Origin of the sequence: Microbispora siamensis, assembly GCF_016863095.1 — a bacterium.
Taxonomy (GTDB): domain Bacteria; phylum Actinomycetota; class Actinomycetes; order Streptosporangiales; family Streptosporangiaceae; genus Microbispora; species Microbispora siamensis.
The window spans coordinates 59,220-82,602 of sequence record NZ_BOOF01000002.1; the positions used below are offsets into that span (position 1 = coordinate 59,220).

A 23,383-nucleotide genomic window follows, 5' to 3' on the forward strand; every position below is an offset into this window, starting at 1 on the left:
TGCCCGATATGAACCCAATCGTCCTTGACGGCGGTCTCGCCACGCACCTGGAGACGCTCGGCTGCGACCTGAGCGACGACCTATGGTCGGCACGGCTGCTCGCCGACGATCCCGGCGTCATCCGGCAGGCGCACCTCGACTACTTCAGGGCCGGGGCCGATGTCGCCACCACGGCGAGCTACCAGGCGAGCGTCCCCGGGTTCGTACGGCACGGCCTCACTCCCCAGCAGGCCCGCGACCTCATCCGGCTGTCGGTGACGCTTGCCGTACAGGCGAGGGACGAGGCGGGGCACGGGCTCGTCGCCGCGAGCGTGGGGCCGTACGGCGCCTACCTGGCCAACGGCGCGGAGTACACCGGCGACTACGACCTGGACGAGGACGGCCTGGCCGAGTGGCATCGGGAGCGCTTCGAGATCCTCGCCGGCGCGGGGGCCGACCTGCTGGCGTGCGAGACGATCCCCTCGCGGGCCGAGGCGCGGGCGCTCGCGAGGCTCCTGCGCGAGACGCCGTCCGTGCGGGCGTGGGTGACCTTCTCCTGCCGGGACGGCGAGCACGTAAGCGACGGGACGCCGTTCGAGGAGTGCGCGGCGATCTTCGCGGACCTCCCCCAGGTGGTCGCCGTGGGCGTCAACTGCACCGCGCCGCGGTTCATCCCCGACCTGATCAAGCACGGAGCCTCGATCGTCTACCCGAACTCGGGCGAGACCTGGGACGCCGCCGACCGGCGCTGGCTGGGTCTCGCCGATCCCGTCGAGTTCGGCAGGGCGGCGGCCGGGTGGGCCTCGCTCGGCGCCCGTTACGTGGGCGGCTGCTGCCGCACCACCCCGGCCCACATCCGCGAGATCCGCTCCCACCTCACCTGAGCCCGCTCCGGGCGAGCGAGCCCGGCGACGTCGGCCACGCGCGGGGTCAGCCCATGGCGGCCGGGCCTTCGGTGCTCCGCGTGGCGAGCGGGATCTCCTTGAGGAAGAGAGCCACGACCAGCGCGAGGGCGACGAAGGGCAGGCTGGCGAGGAACACGTCGTCGATCGCGCTGGTGAACGCGACCAGCACGTGATCCTTGGCCGGTTGCGGCAAATGCTGGATCGCCTGCACGTTGTTGGCGTCCACGCGCCCCGGCGGCATCCTGCCGCCGAACTCGGCGGCCAGATAGTGGGCGAGCCGGTTGGTGAGGACCGCGCCCATGATCGCCGTACCGATGGCGGCGCCCATCATCCGGAAGAACGTCGCCGAGCTCGTCGCCACGCCCATGTCGGCGCGCTCCACCGCGTTCTGGATCGCCGTGACGATCGTCTGCATCGTGAACCCGAGCCCGGCGCCGAAGAGGTACGCGTAGACCGCCACCTGCCAGTACGGCGTGTCCACCTTGATCGTGGACAGCAGCCACATGGCCACCAGGAGGACCGCCCCGCCCAGGATCGGGAAGATCTTGTATCGGCCGGTCTTGCTCATGATCTGGCCGGAGGTGATCGACGTGGAGAAGATGCCCAGGACGGCCGGCAGCAGCGCCAGGCCCGACACGGTCGGCGACATGCCCTGGACGGCCTGGAGGTAGACCGGCAGGAAGATCATACCGCCGAACATCGCCAGGCCCGCGAGGAAGCTGAAGCCGTTGCCCACGCTGAAGATCTTGTTGCGGAACAGCCGCATCGGCAGGATCGGCTCGGCCGCCCGCAGTTCGACGAACACGAACAGGGCCGCGAGCGCCACGAACCCGGTCAGCAGGGCCAGCGAGCCGGGGGCGGTCCAGCCGATCTCGCCGCCCGCCCAGTCGAGGTAGAGCAGGAAGCACGACACCCCGGCCACGATCAGCGCCGCGCCCAGGTAGTCGATGCGGTGGCTGCGGCGAGTGAAGGGGATCCGCAGCGCCATCGAGGTCACGACGAGCGAGATCAGCCCGATCGGCAGGTTGATCCAGAAGATCCACCGCCAGCCGGGGCCGTCGGTGAAGAAGCCGCCGAGCAGCGGCCCGGCGACGCTGGAGGTGCCCCAGACGGCCCCGAAGTAGCCCTGGTATCGGCCGCGCTCGCGCGGCGGGATGACGTCGCCGATGATGCTGAACGCCAGCGCCATCAGGCCGCCGCCGCCCAGGCCCTGGATCGCCCGGAATCCGATGAGCTGGCCGATGTTCTGGCTCAGCCCGGCCAGCACCGAACCGAGCAGGAAGATGCCGATGGCGGTCTGGAAGATCGTCCGCCTGCCGTACAGGTCGGAGATCTTGCCCCACAGCGGGGTCGCCGCGGTCGAGGTGAGCAGGTAGGCGGTGACGACCCACGACAGCTTGTCGAGGCCGCCGAGTTCGCTGACGATGCGCGGCAGGGCCGTGCCGACGATGCTCTGGTCGAGGGCGGCCAGCAGCATTCCGGCCGCCACTCCGGAGAGCACGACCAGGATCTGGCGGTGCGGCAGATATCCCGGGGCGGCCTGCTGCTCCTCGCGGACGCTCATGCGGGGCACCCGCGAGCGGCGTCACGGGCGGTGTCCCCCGCTCCGTGCCTCGCGGCGCCGGGCCGGGCCCATGTGCGGTGCCTGCGTGCTGGCATGCTCCTACGCCTTCCGATCCGGACGTGTCTGAACGTCCCAACGTGCGCGGTGGACACCGCCACGTTACCCCTCCGGTCCGGAAGTATTAGGAATTCTCGCGAGCTGCCCTGGTCGTTTCCGTCTTGGCCGAGGCGGCGTACCTGTCGACGTACTCCTGACCCGACAGCTCCATCAGCGCGTACATGATTTCGTCGGTTACCGCGCGCAGCACGAGGCGGTCGTTTTCCATGCCGTAGTAGCGGGAGAAGTCGAGCGGCTTGCCGTACCGGACGCCGGGGCGGATGCCGAACTTGGGGATCGGCCGGCCGGGGGGCATCATCTCGAACGTGTTGACCATGGCCCACGGGATCACCGGTGCCCGGGACTCCAGCGCGAGCCGGGCCACGCCCGTCTTGCCCTTGTAGAGGCGGCCGTCGGGCGAGCGGGTTCCCTCGGGGTAGATGCCGAGCACCTGGTTCTCCCTGAGGATGCGCAGGCCGGTGCGGAGCGCCGCCTCGCTCGCCTTGCCGCCGGAACGGTCGATGGGAACGGTGCCGACGCCGGAGAAGAAAGCGCGGCTCACCATTCCTTTGAGCCCGCGTCCAGTGAAATACTCGGCCTTTCCCAGAGAGATCACCTTGCGCGGCAGGAATCCGGCCCCGAAGAAGTGGTCGGCGAACGACAGGTGGTTGCCGGCCAGGATGGCCGGGCCCTCCTTCGGCACGTTCTCCACCCCCTCGGCCCAGGGGCGGAACACGAAGCGGAGGATCGGCCAGAGGATGGCCTTCACCACCCAATAAAACACGCGGGCACCCCCTCGGCTCGGATGTGCAGTCATCTTCGCACGCCCAGCCCTCTCGCACTAACGCTGACCAACGTGCGAGTATCGGGCGGAACACGCCGCCGTTTCACGGAGGTCACCCATGCCAGTGCTGCCCGGTGCGGAGCCGTACCACCACGAGGGCGGCGATATCGGCGTCCTGCTCTGTCACGGGTTCACCGGCTCGCCGCAGTCCCTGCGGCCGTGGGGTGAACACCTGGCCCGGGCGGGGCTGACGGTCTCCCTGCCGCGCCTTCCAGGACACGGAACGAGCTGGCAGGAGATGAGCCGCACGCGCTGGGAGGACTGGTACGCCGAACTGGACAAGGCGTTCGCCGACCTGCGCGGACGCTGCGCGGAGGCGTTCGTGATGGGCCTGTCACTCGGCGGCTGCATGGCGCTGCGCCTGGCCGAGGTTCACGGTGACGCCGTCTCGGGCGTCGTGGTGGTCAACCCGTCCGTGGTCAACGACGTGCCGCTGCTGCGGCTGGCCCCGGCGCTGAAGTACGTCGTACGCTCGATCCCCGGGGTGGCGGGCGACATCAAGAAGGAGGGCGAGAGCGAGCTCGGCTATGCACGCACGCCCGTCCGGGCCGCCGCCACGCTCCCCCGGCTGTGGAGGCTCGTCCAGTCCGACATCGCCAAGGTGACCCAGCCGGTGCTGGTGTTCCACAGCAGGGACGACCACGTGGTAAAGCCGGGGAGCGTCGCGTTCCTTCGGGCGAGAATGGGAAACAATCTGGAGGTCCGGGAGCTGGCGGACAGCTACCATGTCGCCACCCTCGACAACGACGCGCCTGTGATCTTCGAAGGGAGTCTGGAGTTCATCCGCTCCCACGCCTCGGTACCCTTGACGAAGGACTTGTGACCCGGGATCGACGTGACGCCGCAAAGTGACGAGGACGAGGTCTGGCGCCAGATCGTCGCCTCGTTCAACGAGACAGCCGAGGACGCCTCGGCCGAACAACCATGGCCTGACCGGGAGAACGTCACCGAGGAGGCCGACGCGGGCGACGGCGACGCCACCCCCGGCGGCAGGGCTCCCGGCGACACGGCTCCCGGAGACAGGGCTCCCGCGGACGGGGTCCGGGACGACGACCGCACCGGCGAGGAGCAGGCTCCCGCCGCGGTCGGCGAAGACGACGACCACTACATTCCGCCGCCCCCTCCGCCGCTTCCGCACGGCGACGCCCTCAGCCGGGCCTCCTGGCTGGCGCTGTTCGGCGGCCCCGCCTACCTGCTCCTGGCCGCTCTGCTGGAGTGGCCCATGGACGGCTGGATCGTGTTCGCCGCGGTGTCGGCGTTCATCGCGGGGTTCGTCATCCTCGTCGTCCGCATGGGCGACGGCCCGCCCGCCGACTCCGGCTGGGACGACGGCGCGGTCGTCTGACTCCCGCCGCACGCCCCCGGCGCCGCACCCGGCCGGGGCGCATCCACGCCCGGGGCTCGCCTGAGCCCGCCATGCTGGACGCCCCCGCTGCTGTCACTCGGCTTCCGAGGCCGCCTTCACCGTGCCGCCGTCGGCGGGAGGCGGGCCGAAGCGCTCCACGAGGTCGGTGTAGCGGCCCTTGTCGTCCAGCGTGTGGCCGACGGCCAAGGTGAGGTCGCCGACGTGCGCGACCGCCTGGAGCCGCACCGTGCGGTCCTCGGCCGGCGCCGGGCCCCGCAGCGTGGTCCAGCGCGATCCGTCGTACCGGAGCAGGAAGCCCTCCGCCTCGTGCCTCGGGTCGTACCCGGAGATCCAGAACACGCCGTCGCCGTCCCCGGTGACGCCGTACAGTTCGGCGCGCCGCCCCGGCGGCGTCATCCGCTTCCAGTGCCTGCCGTCCCAGGAGAGGACCAGCGGGGCGATGCCGCCGTCGCTCCGGTAGACGCCGCCGACCGCGACCGCGCTTTTGCGGCCGTCCGCGTACACGTCCCGCAGGAAGCCGCCCTTGATCTCCGGCAGGTCGGCCTGTTTCCACCCGCTGCCGGTCAGGCGCATGGCCAGGGGCCCGGAGCCGGTGTCGCCCACCGCCCAGCCGTCCGACCGGCCCGCGAGCGCCACGCCGTACATCGCGCCCTCGGGGCCCTGGCCGGTCTTCCAGGTCGTGCCCTTGGCGGCGCCACTGCTGCTCATCAGGAACGCCTTGCCGTCCCGGCTGCCGACCGCGACCACCCGTCCGGACGAGGCGGCGACCCCGCCGAGCCAGTCCCCCACGCGCAGTTGCGGCACGCCGACGCGGTCGAACCCGTCGCGCGAGCCCTTGGCGACGTACGGCAGGCCGTCGTGGCCGTCGCCGACGGCCCAGATCTCGCCGGCGGAGGCGGCGGCGACCGACCGCAGGTGGCCGGCGCCGGTGGCGTCGCCCCGGATCGGCACCTCGCTCCAGGAGGAGCCGTCCCAGTGGGTGATGATCCCCTGGTTGCGCCAGAAGTCCCAGGCGTTCTGCTGGCCCACGGCCCAGACGTCCTTGGCCGACAGGCCGGCCACGTCGGACAGCGAGCCGTCGGGCTGGAGCCGTCCGGTGGAGGAGCCCGCGTCCTGGGCGACCTCGTCCCCCGACGGGCTGCGCTCCGCCTGGGCGCGGACGGTCCCTGCGTGCGCGTGCGCGACCGATGTGGCGCGCGGGAGGAGTCCGGCCAGCAGGCCGGCGGACAGCACACACAACGGCACCGCACGCCGTATGAGGCGGCGGGTCATGAAACGATCGTACGGGGGATCGGGCACTCCCCGTCACACAGGCCGCGAATCCGATTACCTAGAGACGCGGGGACGCGACCGTATGGGCCGTCTCCGGCCGGCCGGAAACCGGAGCCCTCCGCCCGGCCCGCCGGCGGCGGCGTCAGGCCCGAACGGACGGCGTGAAGGCGATCTCGGCGACGACCGGCCGGTGGTCGCTCGCGGCGGCCAGGTCCTCGGCCGGGACGTCCGCGCCGCCGTACGACGCGACGGTCAGGCCCGGGCCCGTGAAGATCGCGTCGATCCGCACGCGGGGGACGCGGGCCGGGTACGTCGCGCCGGCCCGGCCGTCGTCTCCGCCGGCCCCGATCCGCGGCGCGGCGCCCCGCACGGCGGAGAAACCGTCCGTGTAACGGCCCCCGAGAAGACGCCAGACCGGGCCGCCGGGGGTCTCGTTGAGATCACCGGCGAGCACCGGCGCGGCCCCGAACTCCCGGGCCGCGAGCTCGAGAAGCGGCACGATCTGGGCGGCGTGGCTCAGGCGCGCCCCCGCTTGGAGGTCGAGGTGGGCCGAGCACACGGCGTACCTCTCGCGGTCCTTGTCCACCGTCTTCTCCACGACGGCGAGCGCGATGGAGCGCCATTCGAGCCCGGCGAACCACCGCAGCCGGTGCCCGCGGCCACCCAGGAGCCGTACGGCCGGGGCGGTGAGCACAGCGGTGCCGCCCACCCGGCCTCCGGCCGCCACGGACAGGCCGGCCGCGCGGGCCAGCGCCCGCCGCTCCCGCTGCCAGCCCGGCAGGCGGGGCGCCTCCTGGAGGCACAGCACGTCGGGCCGCAGGGCGCGGATCACCCGGACCAGCGCCCGCCGGTCGTCCTTCAGCCCCCGGACGTTGTAGGTCGCGACCCGCAGCACGCCGTCAGCGGAGCCTGGCGAGGTCACCGGCTCCCACCAGCCCGGCCGCCGGGCCCATCTCGGCCACCCTGATCTCGGCGAGCGGGCGGTGTCCCCGGCCGGTCAGCCGCGCGGCGAACTCCTCGCGCACCCGGTCGACGAACAGGTCCGCCGCGCCGGAGACGCCGCCGCCGATGATGAAGCACCCGGGGTCGAGGACCGCCGCCATGTCGGCCAGGCCCTGGGCGAGCCATCCGGCGAGCGACTCGAAGGCGGCCAGCGCCGCCCGGTCGCCCTGGCGCGCCGCCTCGGTCACGTGCTCGCCCTGGATGCCCTCGACCGAGCCGCCGAGCCGCAGCAGGTGCGCGGCGCCCGCCGGGTCGGCCTGCGCGTTGTTCCTGGCCTCCATCAGCAGCGCGCTGCCGCTGGCGTACCGCTCCCAGCAGCCGCTGTTGCCGCAGCCGCAGGCACGGCCGCCCGGCACCGCCTGCATGTGGCCGAGCTCGGCGCCCATCCCCCATCGTCCGCGGTAGAGCTCACCGCCGAGCACGATGCCGCCGCCGATGCCCGTGCCCACGGTCACGCACACGACGTGGCTCTCGCCCCGGCCCGCGCCGAAGCGGTACTCGCCCCAGGCCATGGCGTTGGCGTCGTTCTCGACGACGACCGGCAGGCCGACCAGCTCGCCCACCTTCTCGCGCAGCGGCTCCTCGCGCCAGGCCAGGTTGGGGGCGAAGCGGATGATCGACCGGGTCTCGTCGACGAAGCCCGCCGCGCCGATGCCGACGGCCTCGACCGAGTGCCGGGCCGCGAGCTCGGTCACCGCATCGGCGATCGTGAGCGCCATCTTCTCGGGGCTGCCCGCGGGACTGTGCCGCAGGCCGCGCTCGAGGATGGCGCCGTGTTCGTCGACGACACCATATGCGATCTTGGTACCGCCCACGTCCACGCCGATGGTCAGCGCCATGCCGTCTTCCTTCCGCCCGATCCGCTTCCGCCCGGGTCGTCACCGCCCGAGCCACACGCCGCGCCGATTGAAGCCGATCGAGCCGGGTTGTGGCAATCCCGCCGTCTCCCGCGCTTAACCGGCCCGTCAACCCAGGTCGATGTGCTCGACCTTCGGCTCGCCGGATCGCCGCTCTCCGCCCGGGCGCGACGAGGGGCGCTGCAGGGCGTCGACCGCCTCGCGGAACGCCGCGAACAGCTCTCCGCCCGCCGCGATCAGGTGGCCGGTGACGTCGCCGCCGGCCTCGCGCCGTGCCGCGATGACCCGGCACACCGGGCAGGCCCGGCAGACGTACTCGTCGTGGTCCTCGGAGACGGCCTCGCTCCACACATCGCCGCCCCGGCCGCTCGCGCCGGAGCCGCCGAAGGCGGATCCGAAGCCGCTCACGCCGCCCTTCACCAGTCCCTTGCCGAACTCCCGGCCCATCCGCCGCTGTACGGCGTCCAGCAGCTTCATCGCCTCCTCCGCCGCCGACCCGAGCGGGTCCTGGCTGCGCGGAGTGGTGGTGTCGTTGGAATCCGTCATTTCGCCCCTCCTGCCTCGAACCGTACCCGCAGCCGGCCGTCCCGGAGCGCGGCCGAGGAGATCTCACGCCGGGCGAGGGCGGCGGGCAGGGCGATGACGCGCCGGTAGGACCCGGCGGTGACGATGATGTCGTCCCCCTTGCGGGCCAGATCGAGGTCGTCGCGGTCGGCGAGCGGCAGGGACAGCGCGAGCTCGTCGGTGGTGAACCGCAGCGGCGGCTCGACGCCGGGACGCGCGAAGGGATCCCGGTCTCCGTACATCCGCGCGGCGAGGCCCGAGAGCGCGACGGTGCCGACCGGCTCCGCCGGAAGGTAGGGGACGGTGAGAACGGGCAGCGGCGCGAACGACTCGTGCACCGTGGCGAGCTGCCTGGCCTGGGCCTCCACCCAGCCGAGCCGCCACTCGTCGGCGCCCTCGGCGGGGAAGACCCGGTTGGCGATCACCGCGTCGACGCGGTAGCCGTACAGGCTGAGCGAGGTGAGGGTGCGCCGGGCCTCGGCGACCACCACGGCCTCGGGGGTCAGCACGAGCCGCACGGACGCGTCGTCGCCGGTGAGCAGCGCGCGCACCTCCAGCAGGCCGCGGTGCAGCCGCTCCCCCGCCGAGACGACCTCACCCTCGGGCACGCTCACCTTGGCGACGTGCCGGATGACCGGCGACAGCGCCCTGAGCATCCGCCTGCCCGTGGGAAGCAGACGGTTGACGTGCCAGTCGAGCGCCTCCGGCAGGGCGAGCAGGCGCAGCGTCTCCGCCGTCGGCGCGCAGTCGACGACGATCACGTCCCAGCGGCCGGTGCGGGCCTGCTCGCGCAGTTCGAGCAGCGCGAGGATCTCCTCGGCGCCCGGCAGTACGGTGATCTCCTCGGCGGTGACCTCGTCGAGGCCGAGCTCCGCCAGCACGTTGCCGGCGTAGTCGCGTAACTCGCCCCAGTGCCGCTCCAGGGACTTCTGGGTGTCCACCTGCTGCAGGTGCAGGCCGGGCGCGGCCTCGACCGGCTCGGCCGAGGGCGGCACGCCGAGCGCGTCGGCGAGCGAGTGCGCGGTGTCGGTGGAGACGACCAGCGTCTTGTTGCCCCGCTCGGCGGCGAGCGTGGCGGTCGCGGCGGCCGCCGTGGTCTTGCCGACCCCGCCCTTCCCCGTGAAGAGGAGGATCCTCATCGGCTCTCGACGCGCCGCTTGAGCCCCTTCAGCGCGGTGTCGACGATGACCTTCTCGGCCTTGCGCTTGATCATGCCGATCATCGGGACCTTCAGGTCCACGGCGAGGTCGTAGGTGACCTCGGTGCCGCCGCCGTTCTCGGCCAGGCGGTAGCTGCCGGTCAGGCCCGACAGCATCTTCCCTGCCTCGACCATCCGCCAGCTCACGCCCGCGTCGTCGTCCCAGTCGTAGCCGAGGACGTACTCGTCGCTGATCACGCCCGCGTCGAGGACGAAGCGGACCCGGGAGGCGCGGCCGTCGGCGCCCGTCTCCAGGACCTCGGCCTTCTTCACCTGGCCGGCCCACTCCGGATAGGCCGGGAAGTCGGCGATGACGGCCATGATTGTCGACCGGCCGGCGCCGATCGTGATGCTCGACGAAGTGCGATCAGCCATGCGCCAACCGTACTTCACCATTCCAGGGCGAACGGCGTGCCGCGGCCGCGGAAATGGCCGACGTTGACGCACTCCGTGCGCCCTACGCGGGTGCGGCCGACCAGGGGCTGGTGGACGTGGCCGAACAACGCGAAGCGCGGCTGCGTCCTCCTGATCGCCTCCAGCGTGGCCTCGCTCCCCCGTTCGAACCGCCGGGCCACCACGTCGTACAGCAGGTCGGGGATGGCGGGCGGGATGTGGCAGCACAACACGTCCACCTCGCCCACCGCCTCGACCTTGCGCGCGTACTCCTCGTCGTCGATCTCGTACGGCGTGCGGTACTTCGTGCGCAGGCCGCCGCCGACGAACCCGAAGGTCAGCCCGCCGATCTCGACCACCTCGCCGTCCAGGACCCGCTGCCCGGGCCGCAGGTGGTCCGGCCACAGGCGCGGCAGGTCCACGTTGCCGTACGTGAGGTAGGCCGGCGTCGGCATGGCGGTGAAGATCCGCTCGTACTGGCGGCGGACCGCCGCCTCCATGAGGTCGCGGGGGTCGCCGTCGAGCGAGGCCCACAGGCCGGCGGACAGTCGCCGCGCCTCGTCGAAGCGGCCCGCCGTGCGCAGTCCCACGTACTCGCTCGCCTTCTCCGCGCCGAACAGCTCAGGGAAGATTCCCTGCGAGTGGTCGGCGTAGTCGATGAACAGGAGCAGATCGCCGAGGCAGATCAGGGCGTCGGCCCCGTCGCCCGCACGGGCGAGCGCGTCGGCCCGGCCGTGGACGTCGCTGACGACGTGGATGCGCATGCGGACATGGTAACGGCCGCTTTACCTAGCATCCGCTTGGGTAACGGAAAGGTGTCGGGCCCGCCGCGCGGGGGACACTGATAGCGTCGATTTGTCCCTGGATAACGCCTGGGTGACGGACCTACCCATGCGTAACTTCGCGCGGTAGCGTCCGGTGAGACACGAAGAGTTATGCCCGCAACGCGGTCCCCGCCCTGCGCTCCGGGGATCGCGCGGCCGTGCGCGAAGGAGTGACCCGTGCGCGAGTTCAGCGTTCCCGTGCTGGTGGACGTGCCTCCGTCCGCGAACTGCACCGACGTGGTGTTCCAGCGCGGCGTGGACGAGCCGGACGCCGTCGTCATCCGCCGCAAGGAGGGCGAGGACCCGGCCGCGCCGTGGACGCCGGTCACCGCCGCGCAGTTCAGGGACCGGGTGGCGGCCGTCGCCAAGGGACTGATCGCCGCCGGGATCGAGCCCGGCGACCGGGTCGGGCTGATGTCGCGCACCCGGTACGAGTGGACGGTCGCCGACTACGCCATCTGGGCGGCGGGCGCGGTCGGAGTGCCGATCTACGAGACCTCCTCCGCCGACCAGGTGAAGTGGATCCTGACCGACAGCGGCGCCAAGGCCGCGTTCGTGGAGACGGCCGCGCACGAGGAGACCGTCCGCGAGGCCGTACCCGACCTGCCGCTGCTGTGGCGCGTCGGCGACGGCGGGTTCGCCGAGCTGGAGCGCCTCGGCGCGGACGTGACCAACGACACGCTCGCCGAGCGCAGGGCGAGCCGCGGCGGGCGCGACCTCGCCACGATCATCTACACGTCCGGCACCACCGGCATGCCGAAGGGCTGCCGCCTGACCCACGACAACCTGCTGTTCACCGCGCGCAACGTCTCGCACGGGCCGCTGGAGACGCTGTTCGACGTGGAGGGCCGGGCCGCGCTGCTCTTCCTCCCCCTGGCGCACAGCTTCGCCCGGCTCATCCAGATCGTCCTGATCGAGACCGGCACGGTGCTCGCGCACAGCCCGAACATGAAGAACGTGGCCCCCGACCTGCGGGAGTTCAAGCCCACGTTCCTGCTGGGCGTGCCGCGCGTGTTCGAGAAGGTCTACAACGCCGCCGAGCAGAAGGCCAACGCGGAGGGCAAGGGCAAGATCTTCCACGCCGCCGTACGGGCCGCGATCGAGTGGAGCAAGGCCGAGAGCTCCGGCGGGGCCGGCCTCGGCGCCCGGCTCAAGCACGCGGCCTTCGACAAGCTCGTGTACGGCAAGCTGCGGGCGGCCACGGGCGGCGCGCTGACGGCGGCGGTCTCCGGCGGCTCGGCCCTCGGCGAGCGGCTCGGCCACTTCTTCCGCGGTGTCGGCATCGAGGTCTTCGAGGGCTGGGGGCTGACCGAGACCAGCGCGCCCTCGACGGTCAACATCCCCGGCGCCAACAAGATCGGCACGGTCGGCAAGCCGTTCCCCGGCGTGAGCATCCGCATCGCCGACGACGGCGAGATCCTCGTGAAGGGCCGCCACGTCTTCGACGGCTACTGGAACAACGAGCGCGCCACCAAGGAGGCGATCGACCCGGAGGGCTGGTTCCACACCGGGGACGTCGGCCAGCTGGACGAGCACGGCTACCTGAGCATCACCGGCCGAAAGAAGGAGATCCTCGTCACCGCCGGCGGCAAGAACGTCGCGCCCGCGCCGCTCGAGGACGCCATCCGGGCGCACCGCCTGATCAGTCAGGTCATGGTCGTCGGCGACGGCAAGCCGTTCATCGGGGCGATCGTCACCCTCGACCACGAGGCGATGGAGCAGTGGAAGGAGGCCAACGGCCGCTCGGGCGCCTCCATGGCCGAGCTCTGCTCCGACCCGGAGGTCGTCGCCGAGGTGCAGCGGGCCGTGGACGACGCCAACCGGATGGTCTCCAAGGCCGAGCAGATCAAGAAGTTCAGCATCCTCGACATCGAGCTGAGCGAGGAGACCGGCCACGTCACGCCGAAGCAGTCGATCAAGCGGCACGTCGTGGCCCGCGACTTCGCCAAGCAGATCGACGAGCTGTACGGCGGCTGAGCGAGCCGGGCGCGCCGAAACTGTCGGAAGTCTATTAAAACTTTCGGTCGTCTCGGCGCGCCGCTCCAGCGCGGCCGGGCGCGGGTGAGGATCCCGGCCGGACAGCCCGTGACTTGGGTGATTAGGGCGACCGGATCGCAGTGATTGGTGCGGATCTTCCGCGCCGTCGGCCGGAGACGACCTGCGCCGATGCCTGATCGACCTCATGGACCGCCGAAAATATCGCGATCGGTCCGCAATATTGCGCTTCGCTTGGTTATGCTCCAGACGCATCCATGATCGATGACTGGAGAAGGGCGGGCGATGGGCGACAGGGTCGGCAGCTGGAACTGGACGCACCGCGATCCCGACTACCTTCCCCCGGAGATCGACACGACCAAGCCCAGCATCGCCCGGGTGTACGACGCGTTCCTGGGCGGCAAGGACAACTTCGCGGTGGACCGCGCGGTCGCCATGGAGGGGATGCGGCACTTCCCCGACCGCGGCGAGGGCGCCCGCAACAACCGGGCCATGCTGTTCCGGGGCGTGAAGTACATGGCCGAGCAGGGCATCGACCAGTTCCTCGACATCGGCTCGGGCCTGCCCACGATGGACAACACCCATTCGGTCGCGCAGCGGATCAACCCCGCCGCGAAGGTCGTCTACGTGGACAACGACCCCATCGTGCTGGCCCACGCGCGGGCGATCCTGCAGACCGACGAGCGCACCCGCGTGATCACGGCGGACATGCGCGAGCCCGGGGTGATCCTCAACCACCCCGAGGTCGAGGGCTTCCTCGACTTCTCCCGTCCCGTCGGCCTGCTGCTGGTGGCCGTGGTCCACCATCTCGCCGACGCGGAGGACCCGAACGGCCTCGTGGACACCTACAAGACGCGCCTGGCCCCGGGCAGCTACATGCAGCTCACCCACTTCTGCTCCTGCGCGCCGGAGATGCGCGAACTGGAGGCGGTGCTGCTGCAGATGCTCGGCACCGGCCGCGCCCGGGACATGCCCGAGATCGTGCGGTTCTTCGACGGCCTCGACCTGGTCGAGCCCGGCGTGGTGCACGTGCCCGAGTGGCGTCCCGAGGAACCCGTACGGTACCCCCTCGACCTCGGCGGCGTCTGCGTCGCCGGCGGCATCGGCCGCAAACCCTGACCGGCTCTTCCGGCCCGCTCGCGCACACCGATGTGTCGTATATGCGCGGACAGCGGGTTCTTCAGGCCCAATCGCGGTGTGGGGCGGCACCTGTCCATCCATTGGACCCTTCGTTAGGTGTCGCTCCTGTGGTCCCGTTGCGCCACGTGTTGGGATTTATGCGTGACCCCCCACCACACGTACCAGCGGGGTCGCGCCCTTGGCCCGCGTAAGGCCTGCGGCTCCCTGTGGTTTTCCTACGCAAGGAGTCATATGTTCCGGCACACCCGCCGCCTGCAGTTCGAGGCCAAGCCAGAAAAGCCCGACCCGGTCTACGCGCGGAAACTCCAGGAGCTCATCGGCGGCGCCTTCGGCGAGATGACGGTCACGATGCAGTACCTGTTCCAGGGCTGGAACTGCCGCATGCCCGGCAAGTACAAAGACCTGATCATGGACATCGCGACCGAGGAGATCGGGCACGTCGAGATGCTCGCCACGATGGTCGCCCGCCTCCTCGAAGGCGCGCCCTCCACCGCGGTCACGAAGATGGCCACCGCCGACCCCGTGCTCGGCGCGGTCCTGGGCGGGATGGACCCGCAGCAGGCCATCGTGGCCGGCGGCGGCCCCCTGCCCGCCGACAGCAACGGCTATCCCTGGAACGGCCGCTACATCGTCGCGAGCGGCAACCTGCTGGCGGACTTCCGGGCCAACGTCGCGGCCGAGGCGCACGGCAGGCTGCAGACCGCCCGGCTCTACCACATGACGGACGACCCGGGCGTCAAGGACATGCTGAAGTTCAACCTGGCCCGCGACACCCTGCACCAGAACCTGTGGCTGAAGGCGATCGAGGAACTGCAGGCGGACGGCCTGGAGGACGTCGTCGTGCCCGACGCGCTGTTCGACGAGGAGCACGCCGAGCACGCGGAGACGATCTGGGACCTGTCCGACGGCGCCGAGGCCCAGGCGGGCGGCTGGGCGAGCGGGCCGCAGCCCGACGGCCGCCACCAGTTCGCCTATCTCCTCAACCCGGAGCCGCTCGGGGATCTCGCCATGGCGCCGCCGCCCGACCCGAAGCTGTACGACACCTACGACGGCAGCATGGGCGAGCCCAAGGGCCCCGCCCTCGGCACCGAGGTGGGCCCCTTCGGCAAGCTCAAGGACAAGCTCACCTGACCGAGCCCCTCGAGGTGGTGAGCCGCACGCGGAGGCCGGTCGGACACCGGCCTCCGCTCTTTCCACTCATTCCACCGCGCCACGCTCACCTCACGGCACCTGCGCGTTCCGCATGCGCCGTACCCGCATCGCGGGGCTGCCGCCGCCGGCCGGAGAACGCGCCCGGGCCGGCGTGAGACCTCTTTCCTGTCAGGCTTTCGTGTTTCCTGTGAGGCTTTCGTGCTCGACTCCCGCCGTCCTCTGAACGGGCCCGCGCCCGCCGTTCACACCGCGGGGCGGGCGGCGCCGGGCCGCCTGGCGCGGCTGGCCGGCCTGTGCGGTCCCGCCTTCGTCGTCTCCGTGGCGTACATCGACCCGGGCAACTTCGCGACCAACATGGCGGGCGGCGCCCAGTACGGGACGATGCTGCTGTGGGTGATCGCCCTCGCGAACGTGCTGGCCATGTTCGTGCAGGCGCTTTCGGCCAAGCTCGGCATCGCCACCGGCCGCAACCTTCCGGAACTGTGCCGAGACCAGCTGCCGCGCCGGGTGAGCCTGCCGCTGTGGGTGCAGGCCGAGCTGGTCGCCGCCGCCACCGACCTGGCCGAGTTCATCGGCGGGGCGATCGCCCTGAACCTGCTGTTCGGCGTGCCCCTGCTGCCGGCCGCCGCCATCACCGCCGTCGTCTCCTCGCTGCTGCTCATGCTCGCGCCGCGCGGACGCCGCCGGTTCGAGGCGACCGTCGCGGCGATGCTCGCGGTGGTCTTGGCCGGCTTCGCCTACCAGGTGCTGCTGTCGGGGTCCCTCGCGGGTGTGGCGGGCGGCTTCGTGCCCCGCCTGGCCGGGACCGACAGCCTGCTGCTGGCCACCGGGATCATCGGGGCGACCGTCATGCCCCACGTCGTCTACCTGCACTCGGCCCTCACCCAGCACCAGGGCGCGCACGGCGGGCCCTGGGAGGACGTGCACGGGGAGGACGTGCGCGGGGATGTGCGCAGGGAGGCCGTGCGCGCCAGCCGGATGGACATCGCCGTCGCCCTCGGCACCGCCGGACTGGTGAACATGGCGATGCTGACCGTGGCCGCCGCCACGTTCGGCGGCGGCGATCCCGGCAGCCTGCAGGCCATCCACGCCGGTCTCGGGCAGGTCCTCGGCCCCGGGGCGGCCGTCGCGTTCGCGCTCGCCCTGCTCGCCTCCGGCCTGGCCTCCTCCAGCGTGGGGACCTACGCAGGTCAGGTGATCATGGCGGGGTTCCTGCGCCGCCGCGTGCCGCTCGTGGCGCGGCGGCTGGTCACGATGCTCCCGGCCATGGCGGTCCTGGCCGCCGGGGTGGACCCCACGCGGGCGCTCGTGCTGAGCCAGGTCGCGCTGTCCTTCGGCATCCCGTTCGCCCTGGTCCCGCTCGTGGCGTTCACCAGCAGCAGGAAGCTGATGGGCGACCTCGTCAACCGCCGCCTCACCACCGTCGCCGGCGTCGCCGTCGCCGCCGTGATCAGCGCGCTGAACGGCTTCCTGCTCGTGGAGGTGTTCACCGGCTGAGGCGGCGTCGCGTCACAGCAGGGCGGCGAACCGGGCCGCGACGAGGTCCCAGCGCCACTCCTCCTCGATCCAGGCCCGGCCCCGCTCGCCCATCGCGCGGGCGCGGGCCGGGTCGGCCAGCAGGTCGCACAGCGCGCGGGCCACCGCCGTGTGCGAGGTGCCGTCGACCACCAGGCCCGTCTCGCCGTGCCGTACGGCGTCGGGGGCGCCGCCGGAGGAGCCCGCGACCACCGGCAGCCCGGTCGCCGACGCCTCCAGGTAGACGATGCCGAGGCCCTCGACGTCCAGCCCTCCGAACCTGCTGCGGCACGGCATGGCGAACACGTCGCCCGCGTCGTAGTAGGCCGGGAGGGACGCCCAGGGCACGGACCCGGTGACGACCACAGAACCGGTCAGGCCGGCCCGGGCGGCCGTTCGCTCCAGCGACCGCCGCAGGGGGCCGCCGCCGACCAGGAGCAGGACCGCGCCGGGAACCCGCCGCAGGACGAGCGGCCAGGCCCGCAGCAGCACGTCCTGGCCCTTGCGCGGCACCAGCCGGGAGACGCACACGACCACCGGCCGGTCACCCAGGCCGAGCGACGCGCGCACCCGGTCGCCGCCCGCCCCCGGATGGAAGGCGGCGGTGTCCACGCCGGGCGCGAGCCGTACGAGCCTGGAGGCGGGGACAACCCGGGCGATCCGGCGGCGGGTGTAGTCGCCGAGGTAGGTCACGACGTCGGCCCCCGCCCCGATACGGCGCAGCAGGGCGCGTGCGCCCGGCAGGCGGGCCCACGACGCCTCGTGCCCGTGGGTGAGCATGACGATCCTCGCCGCGCCCGCTGCGCGCAGGACGGGGGCGAGCAGCCCCAGCGGCGCCGCGGCCCCGAAGACGACGGTGGCGCCGTCCTCGACCAGCGCCGCCGCCCTTCTCGCCACCGAGCGCGTCGGCAGCATCAGCGAGGAGGGATGACGGACCACCTCGTACGGCTGGCGGGCGTCGAACTCCTCGCATCCCTTCCAGCGCGGGGCGTACACGACCACAGAGCCGGGGGGCCTACGCGAGGCGAGGCCGTGCACGAACGCCTGGATGCCGCCCGGTCTGGGCGGAAAGTCGTTCGTGACGATCAGCGTCCGCTTCGTCATCCTCACCCCCGCTGCCGGCGTGGTCGCGCGGTCCGCCCGCGCGCCGCCCGGGAACGCATTGTCGCAGCCACCGCCGCCACCGTCGCCCTGTGCAAAGCAGAGGCCCTGTGCAAAGCAGGCGCCCTGTCGCGATCAGGATCGGGCGAGCCGCTCGCGCGCGTACGACCGCCATTCACGGGTCAGGCCGTCGGCGGTCAGCCCGAGCACCTCCCGCAGGGCGGCGCCGATCTCCTCGCGCAGCGCGGCTCGATAGAGGGCGACCAGCCTCCGCTCGCCGAACCTGGCGGCGATGTAGCGGCAGGCGAGCCACGCCTCCTCGTACGCCTGGGCGGGCCTGGCGGCGAAGTCGGCGGGCCCCGGCAGGGCGTTCAGCGCCGCCCTCCCTGCCGCCACGTCGGCGGCCAGCTCGGCGGCGACCGCACGGACCGGCAGCCCGCTGTCCAGGTAGCCCACGTAGTCGGCGAAGCCCTCCATGAGCCACATCGGGACCGCGCGGCGACCGGCGGTCGCGACGTGCGTCAGCTCGTGGGTCACCACGACCAGACGGCCGGTCGCGGACAGGCGGGCGAACGCGGCCGGCTGCACGATCACGCGGCCGCCGGTGGCGACGGCCGCAAGGCCGTCCACGTTCGCCGGCGCGGCCAGCACGGTGGCCTGCTCCTCGGTGCGCGGCACGAGGACCACCGCGCCGCCGTACCCGCCCCAGATCCTCCTCACCGTGCGGCCCGCGCGATCGGACAGCGCGGCGATCTCGGCGACCAGCGGCCGGGGCGACCCGACGACGACGGCGCGCTCGCCGCGGGCGACGGAGGCGCCGGTCCACATGCCCGGATGCTCCCGCACGGCGGCCCGGGCATCCAGCCGCAGGGCGAGCAGCGGGTCGGGCGGGGCCGCGGCGGCGGGCCCGGCGAGCAGCACGGCCAGCGCGACGGCCACGGCCGTGATCGCACGGGGACGGACCCGATGAGGCGGAGCTTCCGGGTGGCGCCGGCCGGCCTCGGGGCGTACGCCGGGCACGCCTCCGGGCACACCGCTCGTGGCAGTCACGCCGTGCATGGTAGCCAGCACACGCCACGGCCCCGTCCACCTCGGCGAGGTGGACGGGGCCGTAGGGACGGCGCCGGTCGAGGGGGCTGGTGACCGGTGCCCGTCAGACGCCCGGGCGGACGGCACCCACGAAGGTGCTCCTCCGGTAGGCGTCCAGCTTGTCGATCCGCACCCGCGTGCCGCTGTGCGGAGCGTGGATCATCTTGCCGTGGCCGACGTACATGCCGACGTGGCCGCCGCCGCTGGTGAAGATCAGGTCACCGGGCTTGAAGTTCCCCCAGGACACCTTCTTCCTGACCGCGCTGCGGATGGACCACGTCGTGCGCGGCAGCCGTACGCCCGCCTTGCGCCAGGCGTACTGGACCAGGCCCGAGCAGTCGAACGCGCCCGGTCCCGTGGCTCCGTAGCGGTAGGGGTCGCCGATCTGCTTCTCGGCCACCTTCACCGCACGCTGGGCCTTGGCCCGCTGGAGCGCGACCCTGGTGACCTTCCGCTTGGCGGCGCGCTTCTTGGTCTGCTGCTTCTTCGCGGCGGCCCTGCGGGCGGCGGTGTTCGCGCTCTTCGCCGTGGCCGTCTTCGTGGTCGTCTTCGTGGCTGTGGCCGTCTTGACGACCGTGACCGTCACCGTGTCCGCCGCCGCCGGATGCGCACCGGCGACCCCTACGGATGCCGTCAAAGCAGCACCACCAAGGGCAATTCGGGCAAGACGGGACAGGCTAGAGGGGGTGGTAGACAGGATCTCTCCTCGGGTCTTCCGCTCACGCCTACCGGGTTAGCTGACGGGTTCGGGCGGGGAAGTCGCCCTACGGCGCGCGATGCGCCGATTCACCCCGGACCTTCGCGTGAAGGTCGATGGTTCCCCGGCTCCGTGCCTCCTGACTGCACGGACTCGGCAGCCACCGGCGCTGAGGGATCCCGCGAGGGGGAGGGTGATGGAGAGCGCCGGTGACGGTGGATGACTGCGCGACCGGCCGGCCGGACCGGGTGCGCCGCGGCGAGGCGTGCTCGCCGCGGCCCAGAAGCTACCGAGGACTCGCCGCGTTCGGCAAAGCCCTCCCGCCGGATAAAGATCGGATAACGGAGGCGGCGAAGAAGAAACCGCAGCTTACCCGCATCGCGAACGGCTAAGTGTGACTCTGCTCACAATCTCGGCATCAACGGGTAAACCGAGTCACATGAGTCACAAAAGGCACAGGAGATCACAGAGAGGGCCGAGCCCTCAGGGGCGGACAGCTCCGATGGCGTGATACTCGGCGAGTGTGACAATCTTCACAACATCGCCGGTCTGCGGCGCGTGGACGACCTTGCCGTCGCCGGCGTAGATGCCGACGTGCCCGTACCCGGCGTGCCAGAGCAGGTCGCCCGGCTGGAGCTCGTCCAGCGAGACCCTGCGGCTCGCGCCCCAGGCCCACTGCTCGTAGCTGGTCCGGGGCAGCGTCACGCCCGCAGCCGCCCACGCGGCCTGCACGAGCCCGGAACAGTCCCAGGAGTCCGGTCCCGTGCCCCCGTAGCGGTACGGCTTGCCGACCTGCTTGTAGGCGAACTGGAGGGCCGCCAGCGCGTTGCCGGACGCCGGTCCTGTGTAGACGATGCCGGCGCTGTTGGGGTTGCCGGGGTTGTACGTCCCGAGCGAGCGCAGCAGCTTCATCTGCTCCCTGACGAGCTTGTCGACCTTCTCCTTCTCGTCGGCGAGCTCGCTCTTGACGTCGGCGGCCTCCTGGTACACCACCTTGCTCTGGTCGCGGCGGTCCTTGAGGTCCTTGATCGCGCCCTCGTACTCCCTGAGCCGCCCAGCCCGCTCGGCCGACATGTGGTTGAGCGTGGCGAGGCCGCTGAGCATGGCATCGGGGTCGGCGCTGTAGAAGACGCCGCCCCACGACCCCATCTCGCCGACCTGGTAGCTGCTGACGGCCATCGAGACCAGCCCGGAGCGGAGCGCCTCGACCCGGACGTTCTGCTTCTTGTAGTCGTCGTTGATCGCGAGGTACTTCTGCCTCGCCTTCTTCCACTTCTCGTTGGCCGCGTTGTAGCGGTCCACGAGCTTGTCGGCCTGCTCGTTGAGCTTGTTCAACTTCGCCTTGGCCTGCGCGACTGTGGGCTTCGGATCCGCCTGCGCGCCCGCCACCGGCGTCAGCAGGACCACGGCGGCCAGACCGGCGGCCACCGGCACACGCCCTCGCACTGAGCCCCCTTGAGGATCAACCTCTTAGATCAACGAAACCTGCGGCGCGACTCTATCTAGGCGATCTTGATGCTTCAACCTATTCGCAGGTATTCGCGGCAGTCATCACGTACGGTGACGACGCCGGGCCGGAGCGCTCGTACGGCGCCTCAGCCGCGCCCGAGACGGCGCAGCAGCAGGAGCGAGGGCACCGGCCTGGCGCCCATGCGGCGCACCGACTCGGCCACCTCCCGGTCGGAGGAGACCACCGCGATGGCCCGCCCCTGCGGCTCCGCGCGCACCAGCGTGCGGATGAGGTCGTCGGCGATCTCCCCGGGCGCGCTGAACATCACCCGCACCCCGCGCGGCGCGGACACCTGGACGGGCCCGTTCAGCTCGGCGCCGTCGAACACGCACGTCACCTCCGCCCGCGTCTGCACGGCGAGCCCGCCGAGCCCGGTCAGCAGCCGGGCCCGCTGGTCGGCGAGGGTCAGCGACGGGTACCCGGTCTTGGTCACGTTGTAGCCGTCGACGATCAGATGCAGATGGGGGATGGCCAGGAGCTGGTCGAGGAGCTGGGGGTCGTCGTTGGCCAGCGCCCGCGCGGGCACGGCCGTCACACCCGGCTCGCCCGGCAGCACCGCGTTCACGTAGTCGGCCGGCCTGCTGATCGTCGTGGGCAGGCCGAGCTCCTTGCGCAGCCCGGCGGCGGCGTCCTGGAGCGCGTCCAGCAGCACCCGCACCCGGGCGTCCTCGATGCTGCGGCCCTCGCGGGCGGCCCTGCGGCTGGCCTCCAGCTGGCGCTCGGCGTCCGCCAGACGCTCCCTGAGCCGGCGCAGCTCGCTCTCGGCCGCGCCGTTGGCGCTCGCGGCTTTGGACCGCGCCTCGGCCGTCTCCGCCTCCAGCTCGGCCGCCCGCGCCTCGGCGGCCCTGACCCGCTCGCGGGCGTCGTGCAGCTTGCGCCGCAGGTCGGAGTTCTCCGCGCGGGCCGCCTTGAGCTGCTCGCGCACCCGGTCGATCTCCTCCTTGGCGGAGGCGCGCTGCGCCGCGAGCTGCTCGCGCAGCCGCGTCTCCGCCTGCTCCCGCTGGGTGCCCGCGGCGGCGGCGTGTTCCAGATCGGCCCGCGCCTGCTCGATCAGGTCCGGCCAGCCGGGCGGGCGGGTCAGGTAGGCCGCCGCCGCGACCAGCACCGGCTCGGCCGCGGGGGGCACCGTGCCCTCGGCCAGGCTCGCCACCAGCTCGGGCCAGGCGGCCTCCACCGTCTCGGCCACCCGCTCGCGGAACTCCTTGTCGTTCTCCAGCTGGGCCGCGATCGGCGCGCTGCCCAGGCGGGCGCGCTTGCGCGGGTCGAACTTGGCGATGTTGCGCAGCGGCGGCGGCACGGCCGCGGCGGGCATCGAGCCCAGCACCTGCGCCGCGACCTCCACCACGTGTAAACGGACCTGCTCGGGCAACGGACGAGACAGGCCTTCTCCGGCTGAACTCATCTCGTCGCTCCTCGGTCGTGTCCTACAGATCTTCTGCTCACTGCGGTCGCCCCGGCGGCGCCTCGCGGTGCTGTCGCCCCCGAGTGCGAGAACGTCCCCGACGCCCGCCGTCCGCGAGGTGTGACCCTCGCGGCGCGCCCACCGGATCGCCCTCACACGGCAAGATCTGCGAGACACTCCCTTGTTCTTGTCTTCCTTCAAGGGTACGGCCGTCGCACCGTGTCCATGTCGCGTTCATGATCTGTGACCGTGCTCAGCGGCAGCGGGGCGGGGCCGGGCCGGGCACAACCGGTTGGCGGTCGTCCCGCCCCCCGTCCCTACGCTTGGCGGCGTGTTCACTCCTCCGTACCCGATCACGACCCCCCGGCTGGTCCTGCGCCCCTTCACCGAGGCCGACCTCGACGACCTGTACGCCTTCCACTCCCTGCCGGAGGTGACCCGATACCTCTACTGGGACGCCCGCACGCGGGAGGAGACGAAGGCCGCGCTCGACCGGAAGATCGCCTGCGCGTCGCTCGGGGAGGACGGCGACGTGCTCAGCGTGGCCGCCGCGCTCGCCGGCGGCGGGCCCGTGATCGGGGACCTCACGCTGTTCCTGCGCAGCCGCGAGCACCGCCAGGGCGAGATCGGGTTCGTCTTCAACCCGGCGTACCAGGGCCGCGGCCTGGCCACCGAGGCGGCCCGCGAGATCCTCCGGATCGGGTTCGAGGGCCTCGGGCTGCACCGGATCCACGGCAACTGCGACGCGCGCAACACTCCCTCCGCCCGCCTCATGGAACGGCTCGGCATGCGCCAGGAGGCCCGCCTGGTGGAGAACGAGTTCTTCGCCGGCGCGTGGAGCGACGAACTGATCTACGCGATGCTGGCCCGCGAGTGGCGCGCGGGAGCGGCCTCCGCGTAGCCGCTCACCCGACCGTT

General features: G+C 72.1%; 23 protein-coding genes and 1 riboswitch. Of the genes, 9 read left to right on the plus strand and 14 right to left on the minus strand.

Features of this window, described 5'->3' with window-relative positions; translation table 11 throughout:
• Positions 1-8: 8 nt before the first annotated feature.
• Positions 9-863 carry a homocysteine S-methyltransferase gene (mmuM, locus tag Msi02_RS02020; RefSeq protein ID WP_079313325.1) on the plus strand — a complete coding sequence of 285 codons (855 nt, stop codon included), beginning with the start codon at positions 9-11 and terminating at the stop codon, positions 861-863.
• A gap of 46 nt (positions 864-909) precedes the next feature.
• Here mmuM and Msi02_RS02025 read toward each other — a convergent pair whose 3' ends face one another.
• Positions 910-2,448, minus strand: coding sequence for an MDR family MFS transporter (locus Msi02_RS02025; RefSeq protein WP_204046796.1), 1,539 nt, complete (start codon positions 2,446-2,448; stop codon positions 910-912).
• Positions 2,449-2,629: 181 nt separating this feature from the next.
• Positions 2,630-3,328: a lysophospholipid acyltransferase family protein gene (locus Msi02_RS02030; RefSeq protein WP_079313327.1), complete on the minus strand. Its 699-nt coding sequence runs from the start codon at positions 3,326-3,328 to the stop codon at positions 2,630-2,632.
• 118 nt (positions 3,329-3,446) lie between these two features.
• On the opposite strand from Msi02_RS02030, the gene Msi02_RS02035 reads away from it, so the two are divergent.
• On the plus strand, positions 3,447-4,211 hold the full coding sequence (locus Msi02_RS02035) for an alpha/beta hydrolase (RefSeq protein ID WP_079313328.1): 765 nt from the start codon (positions 3,447-3,449) through the stop codon (positions 4,209-4,211).
• Positions 4,212-4,223: 12 nt separating this feature from the next.
• Positions 4,224-4,733 carry a hypothetical protein gene (locus Msi02_RS02040; RefSeq protein ID WP_204046797.1) on the plus strand — a complete coding sequence of 170 codons (510 nt, stop codon included), beginning with the start codon at positions 4,224-4,226 and terminating at the stop codon, positions 4,731-4,733.
• Positions 4,734-4,826: 93 nt separating this feature from the next.
• Here Msi02_RS02040 and Msi02_RS02045 read toward each other — a convergent pair whose 3' ends face one another.
• The 7 genes from Msi02_RS02045 to Msi02_RS02075 form a co-directional block, all read right to left on the minus strand.
• Positions 4,827-6,026, minus strand: coding sequence for a beta propeller repeat protein (locus Msi02_RS02045; protein WP_204046798.1), 1,200 nt, complete (start codon positions 6,024-6,026; stop codon positions 4,827-4,829).
• Positions 6,027-6,168: 142 nt separating this feature from the next.
• The gene (locus Msi02_RS02050; RefSeq protein WP_239108033.1) at positions 6,169-6,948 is read right to left on the minus strand and encodes an endonuclease/exonuclease/phosphatase family protein; all 780 of its coding nucleotides are present in this window, start codon (positions 6,946-6,948) and stop codon (positions 6,169-6,171) included.
• The gene (locus tag Msi02_RS02055; RefSeq protein WP_204046799.1) at positions 6,926-7,867 is read right to left on the minus strand and encodes an ROK family glucokinase; all 942 of its coding nucleotides are present in this window, start codon (positions 7,865-7,867) and stop codon (positions 6,926-6,928) included. Before Msi02_RS02055 ends, Msi02_RS02050 begins: the two co-directional genes overlap by 23 nt.
• 126 nt (positions 7,868-7,993) lie before the next feature.
• Complete coding sequence (locus Msi02_RS02060; protein WP_204046800.1) at positions 7,994-8,431, minus strand: DUF5304 family protein; 438 nt, start codon at positions 8,429-8,431, stop codon at positions 7,994-7,996.
• The gene (locus Msi02_RS02065) at positions 8,428-9,588 is read right to left on the minus strand and encodes an ArsA family ATPase (protein ID WP_204046801.1); all 1,161 of its coding nucleotides are present in this window, start codon (positions 9,586-9,588) and stop codon (positions 8,428-8,430) included. Before Msi02_RS02065 ends, Msi02_RS02060 begins: the two co-directional genes overlap by 4 nt.
• Positions 9,585-10,022, minus strand: a complete 438-nt coding sequence (locus Msi02_RS02070; protein WP_204046802.1) for an SRPBCC family protein — start codon at positions 10,020-10,022, stop codon at positions 9,585-9,587. The genes Msi02_RS02065 and Msi02_RS02070 overlap by 4 nt, the downstream gene beginning before the upstream one ends.
• 14 nt (positions 10,023-10,036) lie before the next feature.
• Entirely contained in the window at positions 10,037-10,804 is a 768-nt protein-coding gene (locus tag Msi02_RS02075; protein WP_204046803.1) for a metallophosphoesterase family protein, read from the minus strand.
• Between the two features lie 237 nt (positions 10,805-11,041).
• Here Msi02_RS02075 and Msi02_RS02080 point away from each other — a divergent pair, with 237 nt between their 5' ends.
• The 4 genes from Msi02_RS02080 to Msi02_RS02095 all read left to right on the plus strand — a co-directional run bounded on the left by Msi02_RS02080 (position 11,042) and on the right by Msi02_RS02095 (position 16,648).
• Positions 11,042-12,841: an AMP-dependent synthetase/ligase gene (locus tag Msi02_RS02080; RefSeq protein ID WP_204046804.1), complete on the plus strand. Its 1,800-nt coding sequence runs from the start codon at positions 11,042-11,044 to the stop codon at positions 12,839-12,841.
• A 303-nt stretch (positions 12,842-13,144) separates the two neighbouring features.
• The gene (locus Msi02_RS02085; RefSeq protein WP_204046805.1) at positions 13,145-13,978 is read left to right on the plus strand and encodes an SAM-dependent methyltransferase; all 834 of its coding nucleotides are present in this window, start codon (positions 13,145-13,147) and stop codon (positions 13,976-13,978) included.
• Positions 13,979-14,230: 252 nt separating this feature from the next.
• Complete coding sequence (locus Msi02_RS02090) at positions 14,231-15,130, plus strand: manganese catalase (RefSeq protein WP_204046806.1); 900 nt, start codon at positions 14,231-14,233, stop codon at positions 15,128-15,130.
• Between the two features lie 219 nt (positions 15,131-15,349).
• Positions 15,350-16,648, plus strand: a complete 1,299-nt coding sequence (locus Msi02_RS02095; protein WP_239108034.1) for an Nramp family divalent metal transporter — start codon at positions 15,350-15,352, stop codon at positions 16,646-16,648.
• Between the two features lie 12 nt (positions 16,649-16,660).
• On the opposite strand, the gene Msi02_RS02100 is transcribed toward Msi02_RS02095, so the two are convergent.
• The 3 genes from Msi02_RS02100 to Msi02_RS02110 form a co-directional block, all read right to left on the minus strand.
• A complete protein-coding gene (locus Msi02_RS02100) occupies positions 16,661-17,770 on the minus strand; it encodes a glycosyltransferase family 4 protein (RefSeq protein WP_204046807.1) in 1,110 nt (369 codons plus the stop codon).
• Between the two features lie 132 nt (positions 17,771-17,902).
• A complete protein-coding gene (locus Msi02_RS02105) occupies positions 17,903-18,817 on the minus strand; it encodes a gluzincin family metallopeptidase (protein ID WP_204046808.1) in 915 nt (304 codons plus the stop codon).
• Between the two features lie 103 nt (positions 18,818-18,920).
• Positions 18,921-19,493 (minus strand): C40 family peptidase, encoded by a 573-nt coding sequence (locus tag Msi02_RS02110; protein WP_239108035.1) that lies wholly within the window; start codon positions 19,491-19,493, stop codon positions 18,921-18,923.
• Positions 19,494-19,567: 74 nt separating this feature from the next.
• A riboswitch (cyclic di-AMP (ydaO/yuaA leader) is annotated at positions 19,568-19,722 on the minus strand.
• Positions 19,723-19,762: 40 nt separating this feature from the next.
• Between Msi02_RS02110 and Msi02_RS02115 the strand changes: the two genes are divergently transcribed.
• Positions 19,763-19,945, plus strand: a complete 183-nt coding sequence (locus Msi02_RS02115; RefSeq protein WP_204046809.1) for a hypothetical protein — start codon at positions 19,763-19,765, stop codon at positions 19,943-19,945.
• Positions 19,946-20,036: 91 nt separating this feature from the next.
• Here the strand turns inward: Msi02_RS02115 and Msi02_RS02120 are convergent, their stop codons facing one another.
• Positions 20,037-20,999, minus strand: coding sequence for a C40 family peptidase (locus Msi02_RS02120; protein WP_239108036.1), 963 nt, complete (start codon positions 20,997-20,999; stop codon positions 20,037-20,039).
• 149 nt (positions 21,000-21,148) lie between these two features.
• Positions 21,149-22,465, minus strand: a complete 1,317-nt coding sequence (locus tag Msi02_RS02125; RefSeq protein ID WP_204046810.1) for an NYN domain-containing protein — start codon at positions 22,463-22,465, stop codon at positions 21,149-21,151.
• Positions 22,466-22,796: 331 nt separating this feature from the next.
• On the opposite strand from Msi02_RS02125, the gene Msi02_RS02130 reads away from it, so the two are divergent.
• Positions 22,797-23,366 carry a GNAT family N-acetyltransferase gene (locus tag Msi02_RS02130; protein ID WP_204046811.1) on the plus strand — a complete coding sequence of 190 codons (570 nt, stop codon included), beginning with the start codon at positions 22,797-22,799 and terminating at the stop codon, positions 23,364-23,366.
• Positions 23,367-23,383 lie beyond the last annotated feature (17 nt).

What these genes read in the sequence shown, in the direction of transcription:
- mmuM (WP_079313325.1), top strand. Translation starts at nt 9, where the DNA reads ATGAACCCAATCGTCCTTGACGGCGGTCTCGCCACGCACCTGGAGACG.
- Msi02_RS02025 (WP_204046796.1), bottom strand. Translation starts at nt 2,448, where the DNA reads ATGAGCGTCCGCGAGGAGCAGCAGGCCGCCCCGGGATATCTGCCGCAC.
- Msi02_RS02035 (WP_079313328.1), top strand. Translation starts at nt 3,447, where the DNA reads ATGCCAGTGCTGCCCGGTGCGGAGCCGTACCACCACGAGGGCGGCGAT.
- Msi02_RS02045 (WP_204046798.1), bottom strand. Translation starts at nt 6,026, where the DNA reads ATGACCCGCCGCCTCATACGGCGTGCGGTGCCGTTGTGTGTGCTGTCC.
- Msi02_RS02055 (WP_204046799.1), bottom strand. Translation starts at nt 7,867, where the DNA reads ATGGCGCTGACCATCGGCGTGGACGTGGGCGGTACCAAGATCGCATAT.
- Msi02_RS02060 (WP_204046800.1), bottom strand. Translation starts at nt 8,431, where the DNA reads ATGACGGATTCCAACGACACCACCACTCCGCGCAGCCAGGACCCGCTC.
- Msi02_RS02065 (WP_204046801.1), bottom strand. Translation starts at nt 9,588, where the DNA reads ATGAGGATCCTCCTCTTCACGGGGAAGGGCGGGGTCGGCAAGACCACG.
- Msi02_RS02070 (WP_204046802.1), bottom strand. Translation starts at nt 10,022, where the DNA reads ATGGCTGATCGCACTTCGTCGAGCATCACGATCGGCGCCGGCCGGTCG.
- Msi02_RS02075 (WP_204046803.1), bottom strand. Translation starts at nt 10,804, where the DNA reads ATGCGCATCCACGTCGTCAGCGACGTCCACGGCCGGGCCGACGCGCTC.
- Msi02_RS02085 (WP_204046805.1), top strand. Translation starts at nt 13,145, where the DNA reads ATGGGCGACAGGGTCGGCAGCTGGAACTGGACGCACCGCGATCCCGAC.
- Msi02_RS02090 (WP_204046806.1), top strand. Translation starts at nt 14,231, where the DNA reads ATGTTCCGGCACACCCGCCGCCTGCAGTTCGAGGCCAAGCCAGAAAAG.
- Msi02_RS02100 (WP_204046807.1), bottom strand. Translation starts at nt 17,770, where the DNA reads ATGACGAAGCGGACGCTGATCGTCACGAACGACTTTCCGCCCAGACCG.
- Msi02_RS02125 (WP_204046810.1), bottom strand. Translation starts at nt 22,465, where the DNA reads ATGAGTTCAGCCGGAGAAGGCCTGTCTCGTCCGTTGCCCGAGCAGGTC.